We start from the raw sequence: 19,755 nt of genomic DNA, 5'->3' as shown, positions 1-19,755 counted from the left end.
TGTGTGCACCGAAAAAGGATGGGATTTATCGATGTTTAAAAGTCATACTCCTCTCTTCCTCGATGATCGAAAAAAAGAGCTTGAGGGAAGTATCGCTATCATCGAACAAGTAACGATTGGTGGCATCAAACAAACCATTATGATTCGCGGAAGAGATCGCCATCAACCTATTCTTCTTTTTTTACATGGTGGTCCCGGATTCGGTCAAATCGGGTTTATTCGCCGTTATCAAGAAGAACTGGAAAATCACTTTGTCATCGTCCACTGGGATCAACGTGGAGCCGGAAAGTCTAATTCCTATGTCTCCCCTGCGACATTCACCATTGATCAATTCGTCTCAGATACACATGAGTTAATCCAATATCTATTAAATCGTTTTCAGCAAAATAAAATATACCTAGTTGGTCACAACTGGGGAAGTATCATCGGGATCTTGACTGCTAGTTTATATCCTGAACTTATACACGCTTATATTGGAATGAGTCAGCTTGTGGAACCACAAGAAAGTGAATGGGTTTCTTACCAACTAACTTTAGATCACTCCGTGAAAACGGCTCACCATCGAGCCACTAAGCAACTCTATCTAATCGGTGACCCTCCCTATCGTAGAAGTGAGAAACGAAAAATCTTATACCACTGGTTAAATAGTTTCGGTGGAGTAATCCGCTTTCGCTCTTTCTCACACATGATTCTCTCTGGTTTTATTTCCTCTGAATATACATGGCTAGATTGGTGGAAATGGAAACAAGGCCAAAGCAAATCGTCCAAATACCTATCTCTTGAGCTCAAACAAGTAAACCTTTATAAACAGGTTCCCAAGCTAGAAGTTCCGTTCTTCCTCATGATGGGACGCTATGATGTCGTCAATCCAGTCCAAATTCAAGAACATTACTTTCACTATATCGAAGCTCCGATCAAGGAGATCATTTGGTACCACAATTCAGCTCATTTCCCACATATTGAAGAACCCATCCCCTACATGGTTCAACTCCTTCGCATCAAAGAGAATATCCATCTAGCCAAGAGAAAGGGCAATTTACTTTTTCTATCCCAAAACCAAGCGCCTGTTTTACCTCTCTAATCTTGAGCTGATCCATGGAGTCAACCTTTCATCTGAAATCACTTATGAAATCAATTTGTGCTACTTTTAGCGGAATCCCTTGATATAGAGAAAACAACTTTTCAAGGGATTCTTTCATGGCTTTTGTCATCTCTCGGAATCAAAGAATGGAGTGGACTTCTCTTCTTCAGGAAATACGGGAACCTGGATCGTTATTACACAACCTTTTCCTAACTCGCTTTCAATATCAATCCATCCCTGATGAATCTCCACAAACTCTTTGGCGATCGCTAAACCAATTCCTGTCCCACCAGATAATCGATTTCGCGAACCATCGACTCGGTAAAATCGTTTAAATATATAAGGGAGTTTTTCATGAGGAATTCCAGGTCCTGAATCAGTGATCACCATTTGTACCATATCATAATTGATTTCAGCTTCAATCTCGACCCGCCCACCATCGGGTGTATATTGAAGTGAATTGCCAAGGATATTGATGAGTACTTGTTTCATTCTGAGTGGGTCCCAATATACTTCTCCCTGAATCAGATGCTTTATCGATAGCTGAATCTGTTTTTCTTCAGCTTCAATGGCAAGAACTTCAATCATCTCCTGCAACCAATCTTCGAAAGAAATCCATTTTCTTTGCAACTGAATCTTACGAGACTCTGCTAGACTAAGTTGCTGCAAATCTTGAATCAAACGGGACATACGGATCGTCTCATCAATAATGGGAAACAGTTGAACTGAATCTACTTTTTCTTGATTCACTAGGGATTCCAACTGTCCCCGAATAATCGTTAAAGGAGTTCGTAATTCATGAGCGACATCCGCAACTAATTGACTACGCAGCTCCTCTCCTTCTGATATACGATTTCCTAGCTGTTGAACTGATTTTAGCAATAAGGATATCTCGTCATTTGTATTTACGTGGATCTGATTCAGTTGGGGGCGCATCTGGATCTGTTCAGCTAACTCTCTAACTAGCTGTAAACGCTGTCTTTGTTTGAGATGAAACCAGAGTAGGAAAGTAGCTCCTAGAAGCCATAAACTACCCCATAAATACCAACCCCAGAGGGAATCATTGGAGACCATTCCCACCTGTCCCATCCAAACAGAGACAAACATACATAAAAGAAAAAAAGCTTGCATCCCCAGTCCATAACGGTGAATCCAAGCTCTCATTTGCGATCACCTAGAGTATAGCCCACTCCAAAAACTGTCCGAATCCCATTAAAATTAGGGGATATTTTTTTCATCTTTTTACGCAAATTGTGGATATGTGTATCGATCGTTCGTTCATAGCCCAAATATTCTTCTCCTAAAGATACCTCTATCAGTTGTGCTCGACTGTATACTCGACCTGGATGCGAAGCAAGCGTGGATAGGACTTTAAACTCTGAAAGGGTACAATCTATTTCTTGTTCACCGAGCCATGCTTGGTGTGAGTAAGGCGACACTTTTAATTCATCCACCACGATCATTTCTTGATGTTCACGATGACTGAGGGAAGAAATCGTTGGTGTTCTACGCAATACGACTCGAATACGGGTCACCAACTCTCTCATCGAAAAGGGCTTAGTGATATAATCATCAGCTCCTAATTCCAATCCTAATAACATCTCATACTCGTCCGTTTTAGCAGTTAAGAAAATAATAGGGATATGTGAGAAAGTCCGAATTTGCTTACATAGATCCATCCCATTGAGTTTAGGCATCATCCAGTCAAGTAAAATAAGATCCACTTCTAAACCATTTTGCAATCGATCGAGAGCTTTTTGTGGATTCGTTTCTCCAATAGTGATGAATCCCTCTTGATTTAAATATTGACTTACAGCTTGTATAATTTGGGGTTCATCATCAATCACATATATTCTTTTTTCCATCCAAGCTCCTCCTTTTTTCCTCCTTTCATTTTACAAGAAAAAAATAGCTCGTTCATCATTCAACTCCTTACTACTCTAATGATGAACGAGACAATGATTACCAATGAACTTTAACCATAGAAATTGCTATCCAACCTCTATAAACCCAATGCTTAACTGACATATCGGGTCGCTTCGACAGGTGTGAGTCTGAGTGTTTGACGGGCGGGTAGGGCTGAGCAAAGTACGACCATAAACAAAGATACTAAGACATAAGTGGTCGACTTTAGATATGGGAAAACTAACGGTATGGTTGTATTCCCTTCAGCTAAAACAGTTTGAATGATTGTTATCCCTACATAAGTACCTAGCAGCAATCCTAACAGAATTCCTGTCATTGCAATCACAGTTCCCTCTAAAATCATACTCCAGAAGATAAATGATTTATGAACTCCCATAGCTCGCAACATCCCGATCTGTTGTCTTCGTTCGCGAACCACTCGGAACATGACAACCATTAAACCAACGATCCCAATCACTGTTGCCAAAGCACTAAATCCTTCTAATAGAGAAAGTAAAACTCGAATAAAAGATTGAGAGGCAACAAAAAGCTGTTGTGGATTACGAGTGGGATAAATCCCTTGCTGATTCATCTCCTTTTCAATCTCTTTAGCAGTCATTGCAAGACGATCTGAGTCTTGTACTTTAAACAAAATCGTTGTTGTAATTAGCTTGTTTTGTGCGATTCGATCCAGTTCACTCTGATGAATCCAAACTCCTTGTGAAGTAGCAAAACCATAGCTTTCTTTTGACGTTTCGGCAATCCCGATCATTTTTTTCGATACACCAGGTGCCACTTCAAATAGATCACCCACTTGATACTTTTTCTCACTACCCATGTTAATAGATTCTGAAATGATTACCACTTCAGGGTTTTTCTTCAACTCATTCCATACCTGTTGATCTGATGTATAACCATCATCTCGTGAAAGCAATTTAATTTGTTGATGTTGCACAAATCGTTCATCCACACCATTGATTAATTCACGTGACAGTAACCGATCACTCTCCAATGGAAAATGATGAACCACAGTCACAACAGATAAATCGTTTTGCTTGATATAGGAAGATTGCTTGATCATCTGGTCAACCTGCTCTTGGGTTAAAGCTCGATCCGTTTCTGCTAGTACATCAAATCCACCTGTCGCCTTTCTGGGATCAAACTGTGCAAAATATGGAGCGAATGTAGCATTAATGATCCCTGAAAAACCTGTCATAAATAAAACCATCGTAAACATACTCAGTAGAAGAAGAGTTCTCTTTTTGTTCAACTGTGGATAACGAAAAGCTAGACCAAGAACTCCATATAACCGTGAGGAGAAGGACATCATTTTTTGTAGTCCTTTATAAATAAACGGTAATCCCATAAATACAAACAGAATCGAACTAATAATGATCGTTAAAGAAAGAATCACTTGAACAAGAGCGGCTTGTTGTTCATGTTGTTCTAGCCAAACTTGGTAAGCTGGGCGCATGGTAATCACTACAAGAACCAATGAAATCATTCCAAAACAGAGTGCAAATAGGGTCTGAATCAGCGTTTGATTCCACCCATTCCCATCTGTCTTTTTTATAGCAAATAGATCCTGCAATAATTGTACAATAGGAGTTTTAGTCGCTCTCCAAGCAATCCAAACCATACTAATATAACCCAATAGAATTCCGATTGAGAAACCCGTAATCAGTGATGGGGCATCAATATAAAATTGGTATTGGACATTCAATTGACTCTGATACTGGATCGCTTGTTGAAAAACCTTACCAATTCCCTGCAAGATTAGCTTCGAGATTCCAATCCCAGCTAATGTTCCTAGAAAGCTTGAACCTAGAGCATAGATCATTCCTTCTAAACGAAGCATACGAACTAGATCTTTTCGCTTCATCCCCACTGCGCGTAACATGCCCATCTCTCGTCTACGTTCATCCGCAATCATTTTATAAATGTTTAACATTAACACGATTCCAATGATAATCGCATTCACACTTGCAATTACAAACAATGGAATGAACTTTAAAATCCCTTCTAGTTGATTTAACGCCAAACTAAAAACATGGTATTGCTCCCAATCATCTAAGATAGAAATCCACCCACTCGACCATTCTATTTGTGGATTAGAACCAACTAAGACATTGGTATATCCCGTAGAAATCCCTGTTAGCTCTTGAGCCAACTCCATTGAAATCATACCTGTACCGGTTCCATTCTGTGATCCTCGATAACCTGTTAATCCTTGTTCTGGCACAATTTGTTTTACTTTTAAAGAGACTGGGTTTTTTTCAGGAACCTGCAACTGTACAGAATCTCCCACCTTTAACTCCAAATGATCAGCTGTTGCTTTTGAAAGGATCATCTCATCTTTAGTGGGTAGTTCTTGTATATCTTTCATTCCTTTTGGATCAAACTGTTTAGCTAAATCTAAATCAAAGGCTTTTAAATAAATAGCAGGTTGAAGCAAGATAGGTTTTCCCTTTGAATCTACTTTAAGAAGCGTCCCATAAAGACTGTTTACAGGCAGAAACCCTTTAAATTCTTCACTCTGTTTAAAGATATCCTTTTCAATTTCCTTCAGGTCTCTCTCTTCAAAATAATCCCGATGTAAATCCTTTTGTTGGGATGCATAAATATCTGAATAGATCGGACCAAAATGCTTATCAAAGTATTGATCAATACTCATTTCTATAGATGTCTGCAATAATAAAGCTGATGTGATGAGAGCAGTTCCGACCATTGATCCGATCATGGTTAGTATGCTCGTGGTCTTTCTCAAACGGATATTTCGAAAAGCCATATTTCGTAGGTGTGGATACTTGAAACTAAGAAAGAGTGTCACTCCAATTAGCAAACAACATAATGAAGCCATAATGATAACCCCTATCTTCATCTCTGTTCGCCTGCCTTTACCTTTGTAGTGGTCGGACGCTGGGTCAATCTTTCTTTTACAATTACTCCACTATCCATATACACAATTCGATTAGCCTGTTCAGCAACTTTTGGATCATGAGTAACAATTACAATCGTTGTCTGCTCCGTTCGGTTAATATGATCAAATAAATCAAGCACCATTTGGCTAGTTTCACGGTCTAAAGCACCCGTTGGCTCATCTGCCCAAATGACTTTCGGTTGATTGACAATCGCTCTAGCTAACGCAACACGTTGAGCCTGTCCTCCTGATAACTCGGTCGGTAGATGATGAGCCCGATTACGAAGTCCTACTTTTCCTAATGCTTGTTCTGCTTGTACTCTTGCTTTTTTCACAGGGATCCCCTGTGCTAATAAAGGTAATTCCACATTTTCCACTGCTGACAACACAGGGATGAGATTATATGCCTGAAAAACAAAACCCATTTGTTCCGCACGAAATTGATCCAGTTTCTTTTCTTTCAACCGATGAATATTTTGTCCAGCAATCTCTACAGAACCCTGTGTGATGTGATCAAGCCCAGATAAACAGTTTAGAAGGCTCGTCTTTCCACAACCAGAAGGTCCCATCACTGCAACAATTTCTCCCGCCTGAATCGATAAATTCAATCCTCGTAAGGCTTCAACCCGTTGCTCTCCTTTTCCAAATACTTTCCACAGCTCAGATGCCTGAATCACAATCATTTCCCCTTTTGACTAATATTTTTAGTAACTGTTTACTTTCTCTTATCTTAAATAAGAGATATCCAAAGGGATTCAATCACTTATCAAGATCTTGTCAAGAAACCTATTTTAGCAGAGAGGGTCTCATCCATATCGATGAGGAAACGTTCTCCCCTATATTCTTAACCACAAAAAAGCCGCTCTGTCAGTTAGAAACAGATCGGCTTTAGCTAGGCATTCTATTTATCGTCAACTGAAATCACTTGCAGGGAACCTAACTTCATTTTTTGGAGTTGAATAGTCGCATCCATTTCTGATTTTTGATCAACAAAACGATATTCAGTAGACAATTTTTTTGTTTTTAGATCAATGGGCATTAAAATCAATGCATCCTTATAAGTATCTACAACTACATAAGGTTGGGGTTCTAAAGTCACTAGATACTCTGTCTGATTAGCAGCCACGATATACCCACTTGTCCGCGAAATCCCAATAACAAAAATGATGAATAAAAGACCCGCATAAAACCAGCTTTTCCTAACTGCGAAAGCAATCATTCCGGCCGTAATAAACACAAACAACAAAAGAGTGATCACTAATAACCAGATCGGGATGTTAATTTCAAAATCAATTTTGATTCCTAGAAAAATTGCGATTCCTAGAGGCAGGATTACAGGGACCGTAAACTTTCCGTATCTAGAAAAAGTAGAATGATTAATAGCTAAGTACAACATCCATAGGACAATTACAATCGATGAAATAGATAAAATAATGGCATTAAGACTCACATCAGCATACAGGGATGGTAAGCCAAAGTATGACTTATATCCCGTTTCGGATAAGTAAGCAGCAAAATACCCAATACCCGTAACTCCACCAATAACTAGACCATCTGACAATTTCACACGTGGAACCATCGAATGAAGCATTTTGGCTTCTGTATCCTGTATCACCGTTTTAGGTGTTTCGTTAAACATAAACTTCCTCCTTTCCCAACGAATCTATTATACTTCCGACTGAAAATAAAAGGAATTCTTTCTTTATTATCAACTTACATATCAGCAGTATGATCAGTAAAAAGAAAAGGATCCAAACCTGTGGATTTGGATCTGCTTCAAACGTGCAAATTGTCTAACCTACAATTCAATTAGAACCCCCAATAGGCTCGAAACATATTAGTTGTTTCACCCTCTGGGAATATCTGAAATAGAAGTAAATAAACAGCTACACCTGTGATCGCTGTAACAAACCAAACTCTGGCTGCCCATGGTCCGATCTTTCTATGCTTCTCAAAGTTCTCTTTCTTAGCATAAATCAAGGTCATCACAACTAAAATCGGTGAAAGAATGGTTAAGATAATATGGAAAGTCAAGAATGCTGTATAATAACTACGATATTCAGCTGGGCCTCCAAAATCCGTATTTCCGATAAAAATTGTTCGATACATATAAAGCGTAAAGAAGAGTGCAGCTAGAATGACCGATGAAATCATTAAGTTACGGTGTGCCTTTTTATTTCCTCTGCGTATCATTGACCAGCCCACAGCCATACAAATTGCACTTGAAGCCGTACAAGAGGTACTGATCAGTGCCAGAGTGCTTCCATCCATTGATTTCTCTCCTCTCTTTAAAGAAGAAGCCCTCTACCAATCGCCGGTAAGAGGGCTTCCTTCAATCCTTAATCCATTAATACCATACCAGCAGCCGAATATACTGCGATGAAAATACCCAAGAACAGGAAAATCGAATATATTTTAGATCCTTTTTGGTCTAGATGCATAAAAATGAATAGCTGCAACAATACTTGTAGAACTGCTAAGACAGAAAGCATTGGAAAAATCATATCATTAGCGACTACACCATTCGCAACAATATAAAAGGCTGCAGCAGTTAGACCAATCATGCATATAAACGAGAGCAAGTATTTGACTACACTCGAATTTTTAGATGCGGGTTTCGTAGCAACTGATGTCGAATTTGGTTGTTGAGTCATGCTTACCCCACCTTTCCAAGCAAGTAAACGAGACTGAAGACGAATACCCAAACAACGTCAACAAAGTGCCAGTAAAGAGTAGCTAGAAATACTTTAGGTCCTGTTACTTTATTGATTCCGTGCTTAGCTACTTGATAAATCACGGTAGAAATCCAAAGGATTCCAAAAGTCACGTGAGCACCATGTGTTCCAACAAGAGTGTAGAACGAAGAACCAAAAGCGCTACTCATCATCGTATGACCTAGAGAAGTATAATGAACAAATTCATAAATCTCTAGACAAAGGAACGCCAAGCCTAATAGTACGGTAACGCCAAGCCAAATCAGTGTCAGGCGTTTTTTCATTTGGTGCAACGCAGAAACAGCGAATACACTAGTTAAACTACTTGTTAAAAGAATTGCAGTGGTCACTGCAACCAGATTGAGGTCAAACAGTTCAACCCCTGTAGGTCCATCCATCGATGCACTACGAAGAGCAAGATAGGTACCAAACAAACAAGCGAACAAAACTGATTCAGCTCCCAAGAAGAGCCAGAAACCGAGAACTTTATTCTTACCTTCAAGGGTTGAGGTCTCTATATGGGTGACACGAGGGTTATTTGAATTTACATCCGTTTGCGCTGCCATTATGCCTTAACCCCCTTACCGTCTTTTTCTAATTCCTCTACTTCAATGTGATACCCATGGTCATTGTCAAATGAACGCATGAACATCGTGAGGAAGAATAATACTAAACCGATGATCGCAATCGAGAAATCTCCTCGAGCAATAAATCCATATCCTGCAACAAATAGCGACAGTGACATTAGTATAGGAATTGGCGAATTTGATGGCATATGGATCGGACCTAGTGGTTCTGCCACAGGTACTTCTTTATTACCAGCCTCTTTCTCCAACCATAAAGCATAACGACCACGTACTAATGGTGTTTGTTTAAAGTTGTAGGCTGGTGGTGGAGAAGAAATTGCCCATTCTAAGCTACTTCCACCCCATGGATCTGCAGGAGCAGTTTCTTTGCTCTTAAAGGTTTTAACCACGTTCCACATAAAGATAAGTGTACCAATAGTCATTAAGAAAACACCGATAGTACTAATCAAGTTAAGTGTTTCTAAACCTACACCTGCTTGATAGGTAAATACCCGACGTGGCATACCGAAAAGTCCAAGGAAATGTTGTGGGAAGAAAGTTAAATGGAAACCAGGAACGAAAATCCAGAAATGCCATTTACCCAATTTTTCATTTAACATCTTACCGAACATTTTGGGCCACCAGTAATATGCTCCAGCAAAGAGACCTAGTACGGTACCACCCACCAATGTGTAGTGAAAGTGAGCAACAATGAAATACGTATCTTGATATTGGTAGTCAGCTGGTGGTAAAGCCATCATAACCCCAGTCATACCACCAATTACGAAGGTAGGGATAAACCCAATCGCCCAAAGCATAGCTGCATTGAACCGAAGCTCTCCGCCCCACATGGTAAACAACCAGTTAAATACCTTAATCCCGGTCGGAACCGCAATCGTCATCGTTGCAACCGCGAAGATAGAGTTAGAGAAAGGTCCAAGACCTACTGTATACATATGGTGAATCCACACCATAAATCCTAAGAATCCAATAATGGCACTTGCAAGAACCATGGAGTCATATCCATAGAGTCGTTTTTTCGAGAATGTACTAAACACTTCAGACATAATACCGAAGATCGGCAAAATAACAATATATACTTCAGGGTGACCAAAGATCCAGAATAAGTGCTCCCAGATTACAGTGCTTCCACCCATCGTGTAGTCGAAGAATGCAGCTCCAAATAAACGGTCAAACATCAAGAGTAACAACGCAACCGTCAATGGTGGCATCGCAAAGATAATTAAGGCAGAAGTAACGAGACTGGTCCAAGTAAACATTGGCATCCGTCTGTATGTCATACCTGGTGCACGCATATTGATGATGGTAACCAAAAAGTTGATTCCACCGATCAATGTACCAATCCCAGCGATCTGTAGACCTAGAACATAATAGTCCACACCCGCGCCTGGGCTAAAGTCATTTAACGCTAGAGATGTGTATGAAGTCCAACCTGCATCTGGAACTTCACCAAAAAACCAACTGAGGTTTAGTAACGTTCCTCCAGCTGTAAATAGCCAGAAGCCCAAAGAGTTTAAGAATGGGAAAGCAACGTCACGTGCTCCGATTTGTAGTGGTAATATCACGTTCATCAAACCGAAGATCATAGGCATAGCTGCCAAGAAAATCATTGTAGTACCATGCATGGTTAACAACTCGTTAAAAGTGTCCCCGATAAACAAGTCATTACCAGGTCTCATTAACTGTAAACGCATAAACAATGCTTCAATTCCACCAATCAGGAAGAAAAAGAAGCCTGACAAGAAATACATAATCCCGATCTTTTTATGATCGACTGTGGTGAGCCAGTCCCAGACCGTACTATTCTTTACTCGGCTATTAAATTTACCATTATAGCCACCCATAAAGATCGCCGTTAAGAACAAGGCTAGGACGATTACAATAATCAGCGTCCCCAAAGTAAACCCTCCTTCTTAATTAACTCAAAAGCATATTTTCTATTTTTCATTATTTACGATCAAGGAGATATTGGGTTAAAGCATCGAACTCTTCATCACTTAGATAGTCAATTTTCGGCATCAAGCTACCTGGTTTAAATGATTCAGGATCTTTTAACCAAGCTCTTAGATTCTCCTCATTATGTGGAAGGAATCCAGCAATCGAATCACGAGTACCAAATTTGCTTAAATCAGGACCTTTATATTTTGGATCTACTCCAGCATGACAGGTCATACAGTTTTGTTTGAAGACTTCTTCACCTTTTTTATCAGCTTCAGTGGTTACAGGAGCTTTTTGCATTTTGGCTACCCATTTATCGAAGTCTTGTTCACTATCTGCATAAACTTTAAAGTCCATCAGTGCATGTCCTGCACCACAAAGTTCAGCACATTTTCCTTGGAAAACGCCAGCTTTGTCAGCGTGTAAAGACATCACGTTTTCGCGACCAGGAATCACGTCTGTTTTACCACCCAATGCTGGTACCCAGAACGAGTGAAGTACATCTTTCCCGTGAAGCTCTATACGAACTTTTTTACCTACAGGAATGTGCATTTCTTGAGCTGTTTTAATCCCTAAGTCAGGATACTCAAATTCCCACCAATACTGATATCCAGTAACTTTGATATACACAGTCTCTTCTTTATTAGGTACTTCAGAGAGATCAAAGGTATATGTCACAGTAGGTACTGCAAGAATAGCTAATAGAATAATCGGAATAACAGTCCAAGTAACCTCAGCTTTCCATGAACCTTCACTCTTACTTGGCGTCCGCTCTACACCTTTCCGCTTTCTAAAGCGAATCAGTACATAGATTAAGATGGTCGAAACCACAATAAAAACGCCCAGCATAACGAGGAAGCTCCAAACAATGATATCTAATTGCTTCTTCGCATTATCTCCCGAAGGGTCTAAGGCGCTGAGTGATGGATCTCCACTACATCCTGAAAGCGCAAGTGCTAATAGAGAAATCACTAAAAGGACTTGCCACGTACGTAATCGACTCACCACTATCCTAACCTCACTTTCTGTTCTACTGGCTCGAATTGAACCAATTTATAATTTCACAGTGCATTGCTAGATCTATTTAAAACTTTATAAAAGCACTGTTCCCTAGTTTGAAAGTTACATCAATTGTATAAAACCTCTGATTACCACATCGACAATCATCGCAAGTAGTAGAGTGGTTAGATAAATCAATGAATAGAAAAACATTCGTTTTGCCCACTCATCATCTTCGGATGATCGAAATCCTTTCAATGCTAAGGCAATGTATATTCCACCTAGCAATATGGCAATCATAAGGTAAAACCAGCCAGCAGCCCCAGTAAAAAATAGTAGGACAGATGCGGGGACTAGTAGTAGGACAAAGATAAATGTTTGTTTTTTTGTCTCGGCAAACCCTTTGATTACTGGAAGCATAGGAATCCCTGCTGCACGATAATCCTCCACTTTTCGCATCGCAAGTGCAAAGAAGTGAGGAGGTTGCCACATAAATAAGATAGTAAACAGAATCCAAGCGGAAAGGTCTAGATTATTAGTAACAGCAACCCAGCCGATCACTGGTGGAAATGCTCCAGAAAAACCACCCACAACAGTGTTTAACGTACTAGTTCTCTTTAGCCACATGGTATAGATAAAAACGTAGACAAAGAACCCAATAAAGCTCAGAATTGCTGATAGTGGATTAACACCAACTGCTAGAACAACTAGACCAATAATAGTAAGGATAATACCATACCATAATGCAACAGTGGGTTTAATTCTACCTTCTGGTACAGATCGTGTTCGTGTTCGTTGCATCAATGGATCAATATCACGATCATAAAAGTTATTGAGTGTACATCCTCCAGCAATCACAAGGGCTGTTCCCAACAATGTAAACAAAAGAGTTACAAAGTTAAAAGCGGTGAAGCCAGCTGCTAGGAAATATCCAGCAAATGTTGCAAATAAGTTACTCTTATTAATGCCTGGCTTTGTAATTTCAATATAATCACGCCAAGTGGCTTTGTTCACCTTGGTAAACGGCTCTGCTGTGATGATCCGATCTGCAGTGGTCTGCTGTGTCATGGATCGTTCCACCATACAGACCTCCTTTCCAAATAAACAGAGTCGCATTTCTTCAACTTTCGAGAGATAAAACGTTTTCACTCTCATTCGTCGTGAAGAGATGTGTATCACGATAAACCATCTCAATATAGGAGATACCAAAAATGTAGTTCAAACACACAAAAAATGTAATACCAAAGGTGCTTTACCTATGATCTTACATTACCATCTCCTAACACCCCTGAGTAAGAAATGTATTTATATTGCTTAATACCAACCCCATTTTAGATGATGATGATGGTTCATGCAAGCATAGGTCCTAAAGGTTCATAATATGGAAACAAGGTGCAACTCATATTTTTGGTTTATCCTAGATCATTACTCACTATTTAGTCTAATAGAATCGACTTCGTTTCAGTTGGCATATATGTGAACATTCTATGATCACGTTCAAATAAATGTTGGAAATTCGTGTGGGAAAACCACCTCGGCTTCCGAAGAGGTGGTCCCATGATCTACTCAACGACCCTACTTGGTTTCACCCACTTCGTCGCTTCCACACAAGTTCCTAATTCTACAGGAATACTAATCAACTCATCCATTAACAGACCTACTTGTTGTAAACCTGAAGCCTCACCGATCTGACGGGACTGATGTCGCATCAATTGATCAAAATCAGGTATTCCTGGACCCAAATCTTTGACTTGGATTCGCAAACCAACTCTTTCGTCTTCTTTTACCTTAAAAATGGTTAATGTCCCTCTTTCGGCATGCTGGATGACGTTTCGCGCTAATTCTGAGATGGACTGGACGATTCGTGCCTGATCCAAATCATCAAATCCAACCTCTTTCGCCATCTCGCGGACGTCGCTTCGAATTGGAACGATATCCCACTCATAATCAATCTGGAATGTTTTACGCATCCATTTTCCCTCCATCGATTAACGAGCATCCATTTTGATCTTTTGATCATCTACTTGTGATGGTGAATTGAGATTTTGCACATTGAATAGCTGCGCATACATTCCGTTTTTAACCATGAGCTCTTCATGTGTTCCCTGTTCTTTCACTTGACCATGGTCAATTAAATAGATTTGATCCGCATGTGTAATGGTAGATAACCGGTGTGCAACGACAATCGTTGTTCGATCTTTGGAAAGGCGGTCTAGAGACTCTTGAATTAAATATTCCGATTGTAGGTCAAGAGCTGAAGTCGCCTCATCTAAAATTAAAATGGTTGGATTTTTAAGAAATACTCGAGCTAAAGCCACACGTTGCTTCTGTCCCCCCGATAACTTAACACCTCGTTCACCGATCTCTGTTTGATACCCATTGGGTAACTCCATGATAAAATCATGTGCATTCGCTGCTTGAGCCGCCTCAATGATCTCATCCATCGTCGCATTAACTTTCCCCATTCGTATATTTTCTGCGATTGTACCACTGAACAAAATATTTTCCTGCAAGACCATTCCGATTTGCTTTCGTAAACTATTTAGAGTGAAGTCTCGCAAATCCCGTCCATCAATCATCACTTGTCCATGAGTCACATCATAAAATCTAGGAATTAAGGAAACAATGGATGACTTTCCTCCACCACTAGGTCCCACTAATGCAATTGTCTCTCCTGGCTGAATGGTGAGATTGATTCCCCGTAATACTGACTCTTGATTTTCATGATAACGAAAATGAACATCTGAAAACTGGATGGAACCCTTCACACGAGCCACATCTTTCGCTTGAGGATGATCGATAATCTCATACTTTTCATCCAAAAACTCAAAAACACGATCCATGGATGCATGAGCTTGTGTCAAAGTGGTAGACGAGTTAACTAAACGACGAATTGGACTATAGATAAGACCCATATATCCATAAAATGCGGTCAGTTCACCAATCGTCATATTCCCTTGAACCACTTGATATGCAGATACACCTATAACGATAATAGGAGCCAAATCTGTAATGGTATTGATCACAGAAAATGTTTTCGCAACCCATTTGGTCTGGGTGATCGCTTTATCAAGAAAGTTTCCATTCTGTTTCACAAAGGACTTCTGCTCACTTTCTTCCAAATGAAATGCACGAATCACAGAAATCCCCTGTACCCGTTCATGTAAATGACCTTGCAATTCAGCTAATGCTTGTGAACGCTCTTTTGTATATTTCCGCATATTTTGATAGAAATATTTAACGGAGACAACATATAAGGGGAAAATAGCTAATGAAACAAGGGTCATCCAAGGATCAAGCCAAATCATAATCGCAATAGCGATGGCTAAAGTTGTAAAATCAAGCCAAATATTCATCATTCCGGTAATGACAAATTCTTTGGTTTGCTCAACATCGTTGATCACTCGGGAAATAATCTGCCCTACTTTCTGATTATGGTAATACCGCAAGGAAAGCTTTTGGATGTGGTCAAACAAGCGGTTTCGAATATCAAATAGAACCCGACTGGCCGTCCACTGAGCGAAATACTGCCGAAAATATTCTACAGGTGCGCGAACCACTGTAAATATAAAGAAAGCCCCGGCGAGTGCCCAGACCAATCGCTCCATTTTTTCTTGCGTAGATAAGCTGGATAACAAGAGGTCATCCACTACATATTTTAGTAAAAGAGGGAGTAATAGAGGAATGCCGAACTTTAGCACTCCAACGACCATTGTTAAGGAGATCTCTTTCCAGTAAGGTTTTACAAACTGGAGATAACGGCGTATACTTTCCAACATCGTTCAGCTCCTATTCATTTTCAACGGTCTTCACCATTATAGCAAATCTCATAAAAAAAGATGTTAACAGGTTTGGAAACCTCACAGAGCAATATATAATTTATTGAAAATGAGTACAGAGGAAACCAATTAGGTGGTGACCCAGTATAGGAAAAGGTCTGTGCCATTAACCACTTAAATTTATATGCTTTTAAGTGGTTGAAGTGTCGAAGTAAGGATATTATACATTAACGAGTTATAGTATATAAATGCTCCGACTTATTCACATAAAAAAATCCCCAAAAACAAAGATTGTTTTTGGGGATTTTCGATCTTCATTTTGTGGATTAATGACGAGCTTTTTCAAGAGCTGGTAATAGTTTTGGATTCAAGATTTTAATATAGGTCCCTTTCATCCCAAGAGAACGAGACTCAACCACACCTGCACTTTCTAGTTTACGTAAAGCGTTTACGATCACCGACCGGGTAATCCCCACACGGTCCGCAATTTTACTTGCAACTAAAAGCCCTTCCAATCCGTCTAATTCATTAAAAATATGCTCAGCAGCTTCTAATTCACTAAAAGAAAGTGAATTGATTGCCAATTGTACAACTGCACGACTCCGAGCTTCATCTTCGACTTGTCCTGCACGTTCTCTTAAAATTTCCATACCGACAACCGTTGAGCCATATTCAGCGAGAATGAGGTCGTCTTCCTCAAATGGGCGGCTAAGTCTGGATAAAACCAGAGTACCCAAATGATCTCCGCCACCAATCACAGGTACCAAAGTGGTGTAACCTTCGCGGAAAATGTCTTTCATTTCAGTTGGATAAGCGGTATAAGGGCTATCCACTTCGAGATTTGGCAATGTTTTAGTAACTTCTAATAATAAGCGAGCATACTCAGCGGGAAACTCCCTTTTTTCTAAGTATTGAGTCATACGCTCACTTTCAAAATCGTGGTTGATCGCCATTCCTAAAAGTTTACCTTCTGGTCCAACTACGTAGATGTTGGAAGAAATAACATCGCAAAGCGCTTGAGCGACCTCATCAAAATCTACAAGGTGATGTCCTACATTTTTTTGTAAAATTCTTGAGATCCGTCTTGTTTTGGCAAGTAATTCCATGACTAAAGTCCTCCTAAAAATCGAAAAAATTGTATGTTTAATGGGCTGCCCAATCATCTAACCGTACAGATTCCTGGACGCTTTACAGGATAGACACGGGGGTGGGTATCTATTGAGTACTTTTCCTATTATGCGATATTTAACCAAATACGCAAAATAGTAATTGTGAACAGTTTTTGACTTTTATTCGTTTTTAAAATTGTTTTCTGCTCATTTACAGTGATGCAGCTAATGAAGGTCTCCACAAAATAAACTCCACTTTTCCGTGAACGAGCTGAACAGGAACAAGACCTACACTATCATACCTGCTGTCTCTACTCGCATACCGATGACGGTTATCCCCTAAAACGAATACTGTTCCTGGTTTAACAACGATTGGACCAAAATTACCATCTTCAATCGATGAATCGATATATGTTTCATCTACCCTTTGATTGTTACGAAATAACACCCCATTTTTAATTTCTATTTGATCTCCCTGAATCCCAATGACTCGTTTTACTAGAAAACGGTGATCATTGGAAGGGTCTTGAAAGGTAATCACCTCTCCAATAGCAGGTTGATCCAATAAAAACTTAAACTTGTTAATCAACAGACGATCTCCATGATGTAAAGTTGGCTGCATGGAAGTTCCATTAACAACAGATAGGGCGACTCCGAAATGGTTCAATCCTATCACCAACAAGCTTAAAAGGATTAAGGATAACCCCCAGTAATATAAACTTGGAACCTTTTTTCCTTTCATATCTTTCACTCCATCATTGCTTCACTTTTTTAAAGAAAGGTATTGATGATACCATTCAGTAGCAAATGTTGGAGTAAATGGTTCTTCTTGAAGCCTGACCCGTTGTTCTAGTTGAAGACGCGCCTTGTTAACCTCCTCGATGATAGAAATTGGATAATGATACATCTGTTGATTTTTGATAAACTCATCTTCATCTACCCAACGGTAATTAAATCTGGGATCAATAATTAAGTCCAGATCATAATCAATATAAGAGATCACTCGTCTCTGAATATCAAGCTGATAAGGAGAAGCCATATTACAATAGTACTGTTCAAGACGATCCTGTTGATCAAAAATCAACACGATGTTAAACCAGTCTCGTTTTGAAAAGTAGCAGATGGAAAGATTGGGAAAAATAAGTTCTCTCTCTCCACTTTCTAATACTACTACATCTTTGTTTGCAATGATTAGTGGATCACCTGATTGTAAAACAATGGACTCCGTCCAAAAGCGATGAAAGTGATTGCCATGCTTCATACTTAATACTTGGATCACATCACCACGGGTCAGCCTGCTCATCTCAATCACTTCACCACCTATCATTCTTTATTGCCAAAATGAGAAGATTATAAAACACCTAAAACTCAGAATTTATTATGGTCGATCTTCAAAATCTTATTGAGATGAGTTACACATATTCACAAACCGATCGCCACGGCGCAAAAAGCTTGTCCACATCCCTATTGGAATCTAAAGAATCATTATATTTAAAATAGGCAAGTTGGACAAGCAGTAAAAGAAAAAGCTAAATCTTCTTGATCTAGCTCTTTAGGATGTATAAGATTCCTCCATCTCTCTGGAGCGCTCTGCCGCACGATGAACAGCTTCAACCAAAGCTTCTTGGAAGCGATATTGATCTAGTACTTTCAAACCCGCCATGGTTGTTCCTCCTGGAGAAGTCACCTCTCTTCTCAATTGTGCAGCTTCCTTTCCTGTCCTTACAAGCATTTCTGTAGCTCCTAGTAAAGTTTGAATCGCCAAATGTCGTGCTGTTTCTGACTGAAGCCCAGCATGTACTCCAGCAGCTTCCAATGACTCAATCAAATAATAAACATAAGCAGGTCCACTTCCAGATAAACCTGTTACGGCATCCATCATTTTCTCCTCTACAATCTCAACAGAACCCATTAAAGAAAAAATATACCGAACCAGTTCAAGTTCGCACTCTTCTACCCATCGACCACGACAGATCGCCGTTGCTGATAACCCTACTGCACAAGATGTATTAGGCATGACACGAATGACTCCCACCTGTTCAGCTATGTTTCTTTCGATGAACGAAGTAGAAATCCCAGCTACCACCGAAATGATTAGCTGTCCTTTTCGAAATCGCTGTCCCCATTCTAGCATGACCTCATTCATGTCTTTAGGCTTCACGGTTAATAAAATAATATCTGCTTCATTAATCTTTTCAGTAATATTCCTCTGTTTATCAAAACCAAATTTTTCGCTTAGTAACTCTAAACGCTGTTGATCAGAACGATTGATGATTGCTACTTGATGGGGTTTCACCTCACTCTTTCCAAATAAACCTGCAAGAATCGACTCTGCCATGGAACCAGCTCCAATAAACCCAAAACTACGATTTTTTAACATTTGAATCACTCCTTCTACATGATAAAAAACAAAAGAACCCTCTTTCATCCTAAAGGACGAAAGAGGGTTCTTCCGCGGTACCACCTTTATTAGCGCACAAGCGCTCCACTAATGGAGATTGATCTCACTTTGATAACGGAAAATCCCGATCTGATAAGTATCAGCCGCTTGGGGGATGGGATTGACGAGAATGATCATGGCAAAATCTCTCAACCTGTGGATTTTACTCTCTGTACAGATCAGATTTCTCTTCAAGTCCCCGTCTTGGCGTTTCAAAATATCTGTATTTTCACCATTATCTGTGATAAATATTATTTTGTCAAATACTTCATTCATTTTCATA

At 39.6% G+C, this 19,755-nt stretch carries 19 protein-coding genes; 1 reads left to right on the top strand and 18 read right to left on the bottom strand.

The genetic code is table 11. The features are described 5' to 3' along the window. The first annotated feature begins 31 nt into the window (after positions 1–31). Positions 32–1,081 (top strand): alpha/beta fold hydrolase, encoded by a 1,050-nt coding sequence (locus EDD58_RS13550; RefSeq protein ID WP_131926445.1) that lies wholly within the window; start codon positions 32–34, stop codon positions 1,079–1,081. 126 nt (positions 1,082–1,207) lie between these two features. On the opposite strand, the gene EDD58_RS13545 is transcribed toward EDD58_RS13550, so the two are convergent. The 18 genes from EDD58_RS13545 to EDD58_RS13460 all read right to left on the bottom strand — a co-directional run bounded on the left by EDD58_RS13545 (position 1,208) and on the right by EDD58_RS13460 (position 19,754). Continuing rightward, positions 1,208–2,245, bottom strand: a complete 1,038-nt coding sequence (locus EDD58_RS13545; RefSeq protein WP_131926443.1) for a sensor histidine kinase — start codon at positions 2,243–2,245, stop codon at positions 1,208–1,210. After that, entirely contained in the window at positions 2,242–2,946 is a 705-nt protein-coding gene (locus EDD58_RS13540) for a response regulator transcription factor (protein ID WP_131926441.1), read from the bottom strand. The genes EDD58_RS13545 and EDD58_RS13540 overlap by 4 nt, the downstream gene beginning before the upstream one ends. A 152-nt stretch (positions 2,947–3,098) precedes the next feature. After that, positions 3,099–5,726, bottom strand: a complete 2,628-nt coding sequence (locus EDD58_RS13535; RefSeq protein WP_165875982.1) for an ABC transporter permease — start codon at positions 5,724–5,726, stop codon at positions 3,099–3,101. Positions 5,727–5,863: 137 nt separating this feature from the next. Then, on the bottom strand, positions 5,864–6,583 hold the full coding sequence (locus EDD58_RS13530) for an ABC transporter ATP-binding protein (protein ID WP_243648750.1): 720 nt from the start codon (positions 6,581–6,583) through the stop codon (positions 5,864–5,866). Positions 6,584–6,807: 224 nt separating this feature from the next. Next, positions 6,808–7,545 (bottom strand): hypothetical protein, encoded by a 738-nt coding sequence (locus EDD58_RS13525; RefSeq protein ID WP_131926436.1) that lies wholly within the window; start codon positions 7,543–7,545, stop codon positions 6,808–6,810. Between the two features lie 170 nt (positions 7,546–7,715). Next, a complete protein-coding gene (locus EDD58_RS13520) occupies positions 7,716–8,177 on the bottom strand; it encodes a DUF420 domain-containing protein (protein WP_131926434.1) in 462 nt (153 codons plus the stop codon). 68 nt (positions 8,178–8,245) lie between these two features. After that, positions 8,246–8,560 (bottom strand): cytochrome C oxidase subunit IV family protein, encoded by a 315-nt coding sequence (locus EDD58_RS13515; protein WP_131926432.1) that lies wholly within the window; start codon positions 8,558–8,560, stop codon positions 8,246–8,248. A 2-nt stretch (positions 8,561–8,562) separates the two neighbouring features. Continuing rightward, on the bottom strand, positions 8,563–9,186 hold the full coding sequence (locus EDD58_RS13510; RefSeq protein WP_131926430.1) for a cytochrome c oxidase subunit 3: 624 nt from the start codon (positions 9,184–9,186) through the stop codon (positions 8,563–8,565). Next, a complete protein-coding gene (gene ctaD / locus EDD58_RS13505; RefSeq protein ID WP_131926513.1) occupies positions 9,186–11,051 on the bottom strand; it encodes a cytochrome c oxidase subunit I in 1,866 nt (621 codons plus the stop codon). The genes EDD58_RS13510 and ctaD overlap by 1 nt, the downstream gene beginning before the upstream one ends. A gap of 103 nt (positions 11,052–11,154) precedes the next feature. Further along, positions 11,155–12,153, bottom strand: a complete 999-nt coding sequence (coxB, locus tag EDD58_RS13500; RefSeq protein ID WP_131926428.1) for a cytochrome c oxidase subunit II — start codon at positions 12,151–12,153, stop codon at positions 11,155–11,157. 114 nt (positions 12,154–12,267) lie between these two features. Further along, the gene (cyoE, locus tag EDD58_RS13495) at positions 12,268–13,227 is read right to left on the bottom strand and encodes a heme o synthase (protein ID WP_424321679.1); all 960 of its coding nucleotides are present in this window, start codon (positions 13,225–13,227) and stop codon (positions 12,268–12,270) included. A 479-nt stretch (positions 13,228–13,706) separates the two neighbouring features. Continuing rightward, the gene (locus EDD58_RS13490) at positions 13,707–14,114 is read right to left on the bottom strand and encodes an ATP-binding protein (protein ID WP_165875980.1); all 408 of its coding nucleotides are present in this window, start codon (positions 14,112–14,114) and stop codon (positions 13,707–13,709) included. Between the two features lie 18 nt (positions 14,115–14,132). Then, positions 14,133–15,920, bottom strand: a complete 1,788-nt coding sequence (locus EDD58_RS13485; RefSeq protein WP_131926510.1) for an ABC transporter ATP-binding protein — start codon at positions 15,918–15,920, stop codon at positions 14,133–14,135. 329 nt (positions 15,921–16,249) lie between these two features. Next, the gene (codY, locus tag EDD58_RS13480; RefSeq protein ID WP_131926422.1) at positions 16,250–17,029 is read right to left on the bottom strand and encodes a GTP-sensing pleiotropic transcriptional regulator CodY; all 780 of its coding nucleotides are present in this window, start codon (positions 17,027–17,029) and stop codon (positions 16,250–16,252) included. Positions 17,030–17,243: 214 nt separating this feature from the next. Then, positions 17,244–17,774 carry a signal peptidase I gene (gene lepB, locus EDD58_RS13475; RefSeq protein WP_131926420.1) on the bottom strand — a complete coding sequence of 177 codons (531 nt, stop codon included), beginning with the start codon at positions 17,772–17,774 and terminating at the stop codon, positions 17,244–17,246. A 21-nt stretch (positions 17,775–17,795) separates the two neighbouring features. Continuing rightward, on the bottom strand, positions 17,796–18,335 hold the full coding sequence (locus EDD58_RS13470; protein WP_165875979.1) for a DUF402 domain-containing protein: 540 nt from the start codon (positions 18,333–18,335) through the stop codon (positions 17,796–17,798). Positions 18,336–18,584: 249 nt separating this feature from the next. Then, positions 18,585–19,460: a pyrroline-5-carboxylate reductase gene (gene proC, locus EDD58_RS13465; protein WP_243648748.1), complete on the bottom strand. Its 876-nt coding sequence runs from the start codon at positions 19,458–19,460 to the stop codon at positions 18,585–18,587. A 60-nt stretch (positions 19,461–19,520) separates the two neighbouring features. Further along, positions 19,521–19,754: a hypothetical protein gene (locus tag EDD58_RS13460; protein WP_165875978.1), complete on the bottom strand. Its 234-nt coding sequence runs from the start codon at positions 19,752–19,754 to the stop codon at positions 19,521–19,523. Position 19,755 lies beyond the last annotated feature (1 nt).

The sequence above is a fragment of the Hazenella coriacea genome (assembly GCF_004341825.1).
GTDB classification, from domain to species: Bacteria; Bacillota; Bacilli; order Thermoactinomycetales; family Thermoactinomycetaceae; genus Hazenella; species Hazenella coriacea.
Note: the sequence above shows the minus strand (reverse complement) of the source record. Positions and strands in the feature narration are given on the sequence as shown.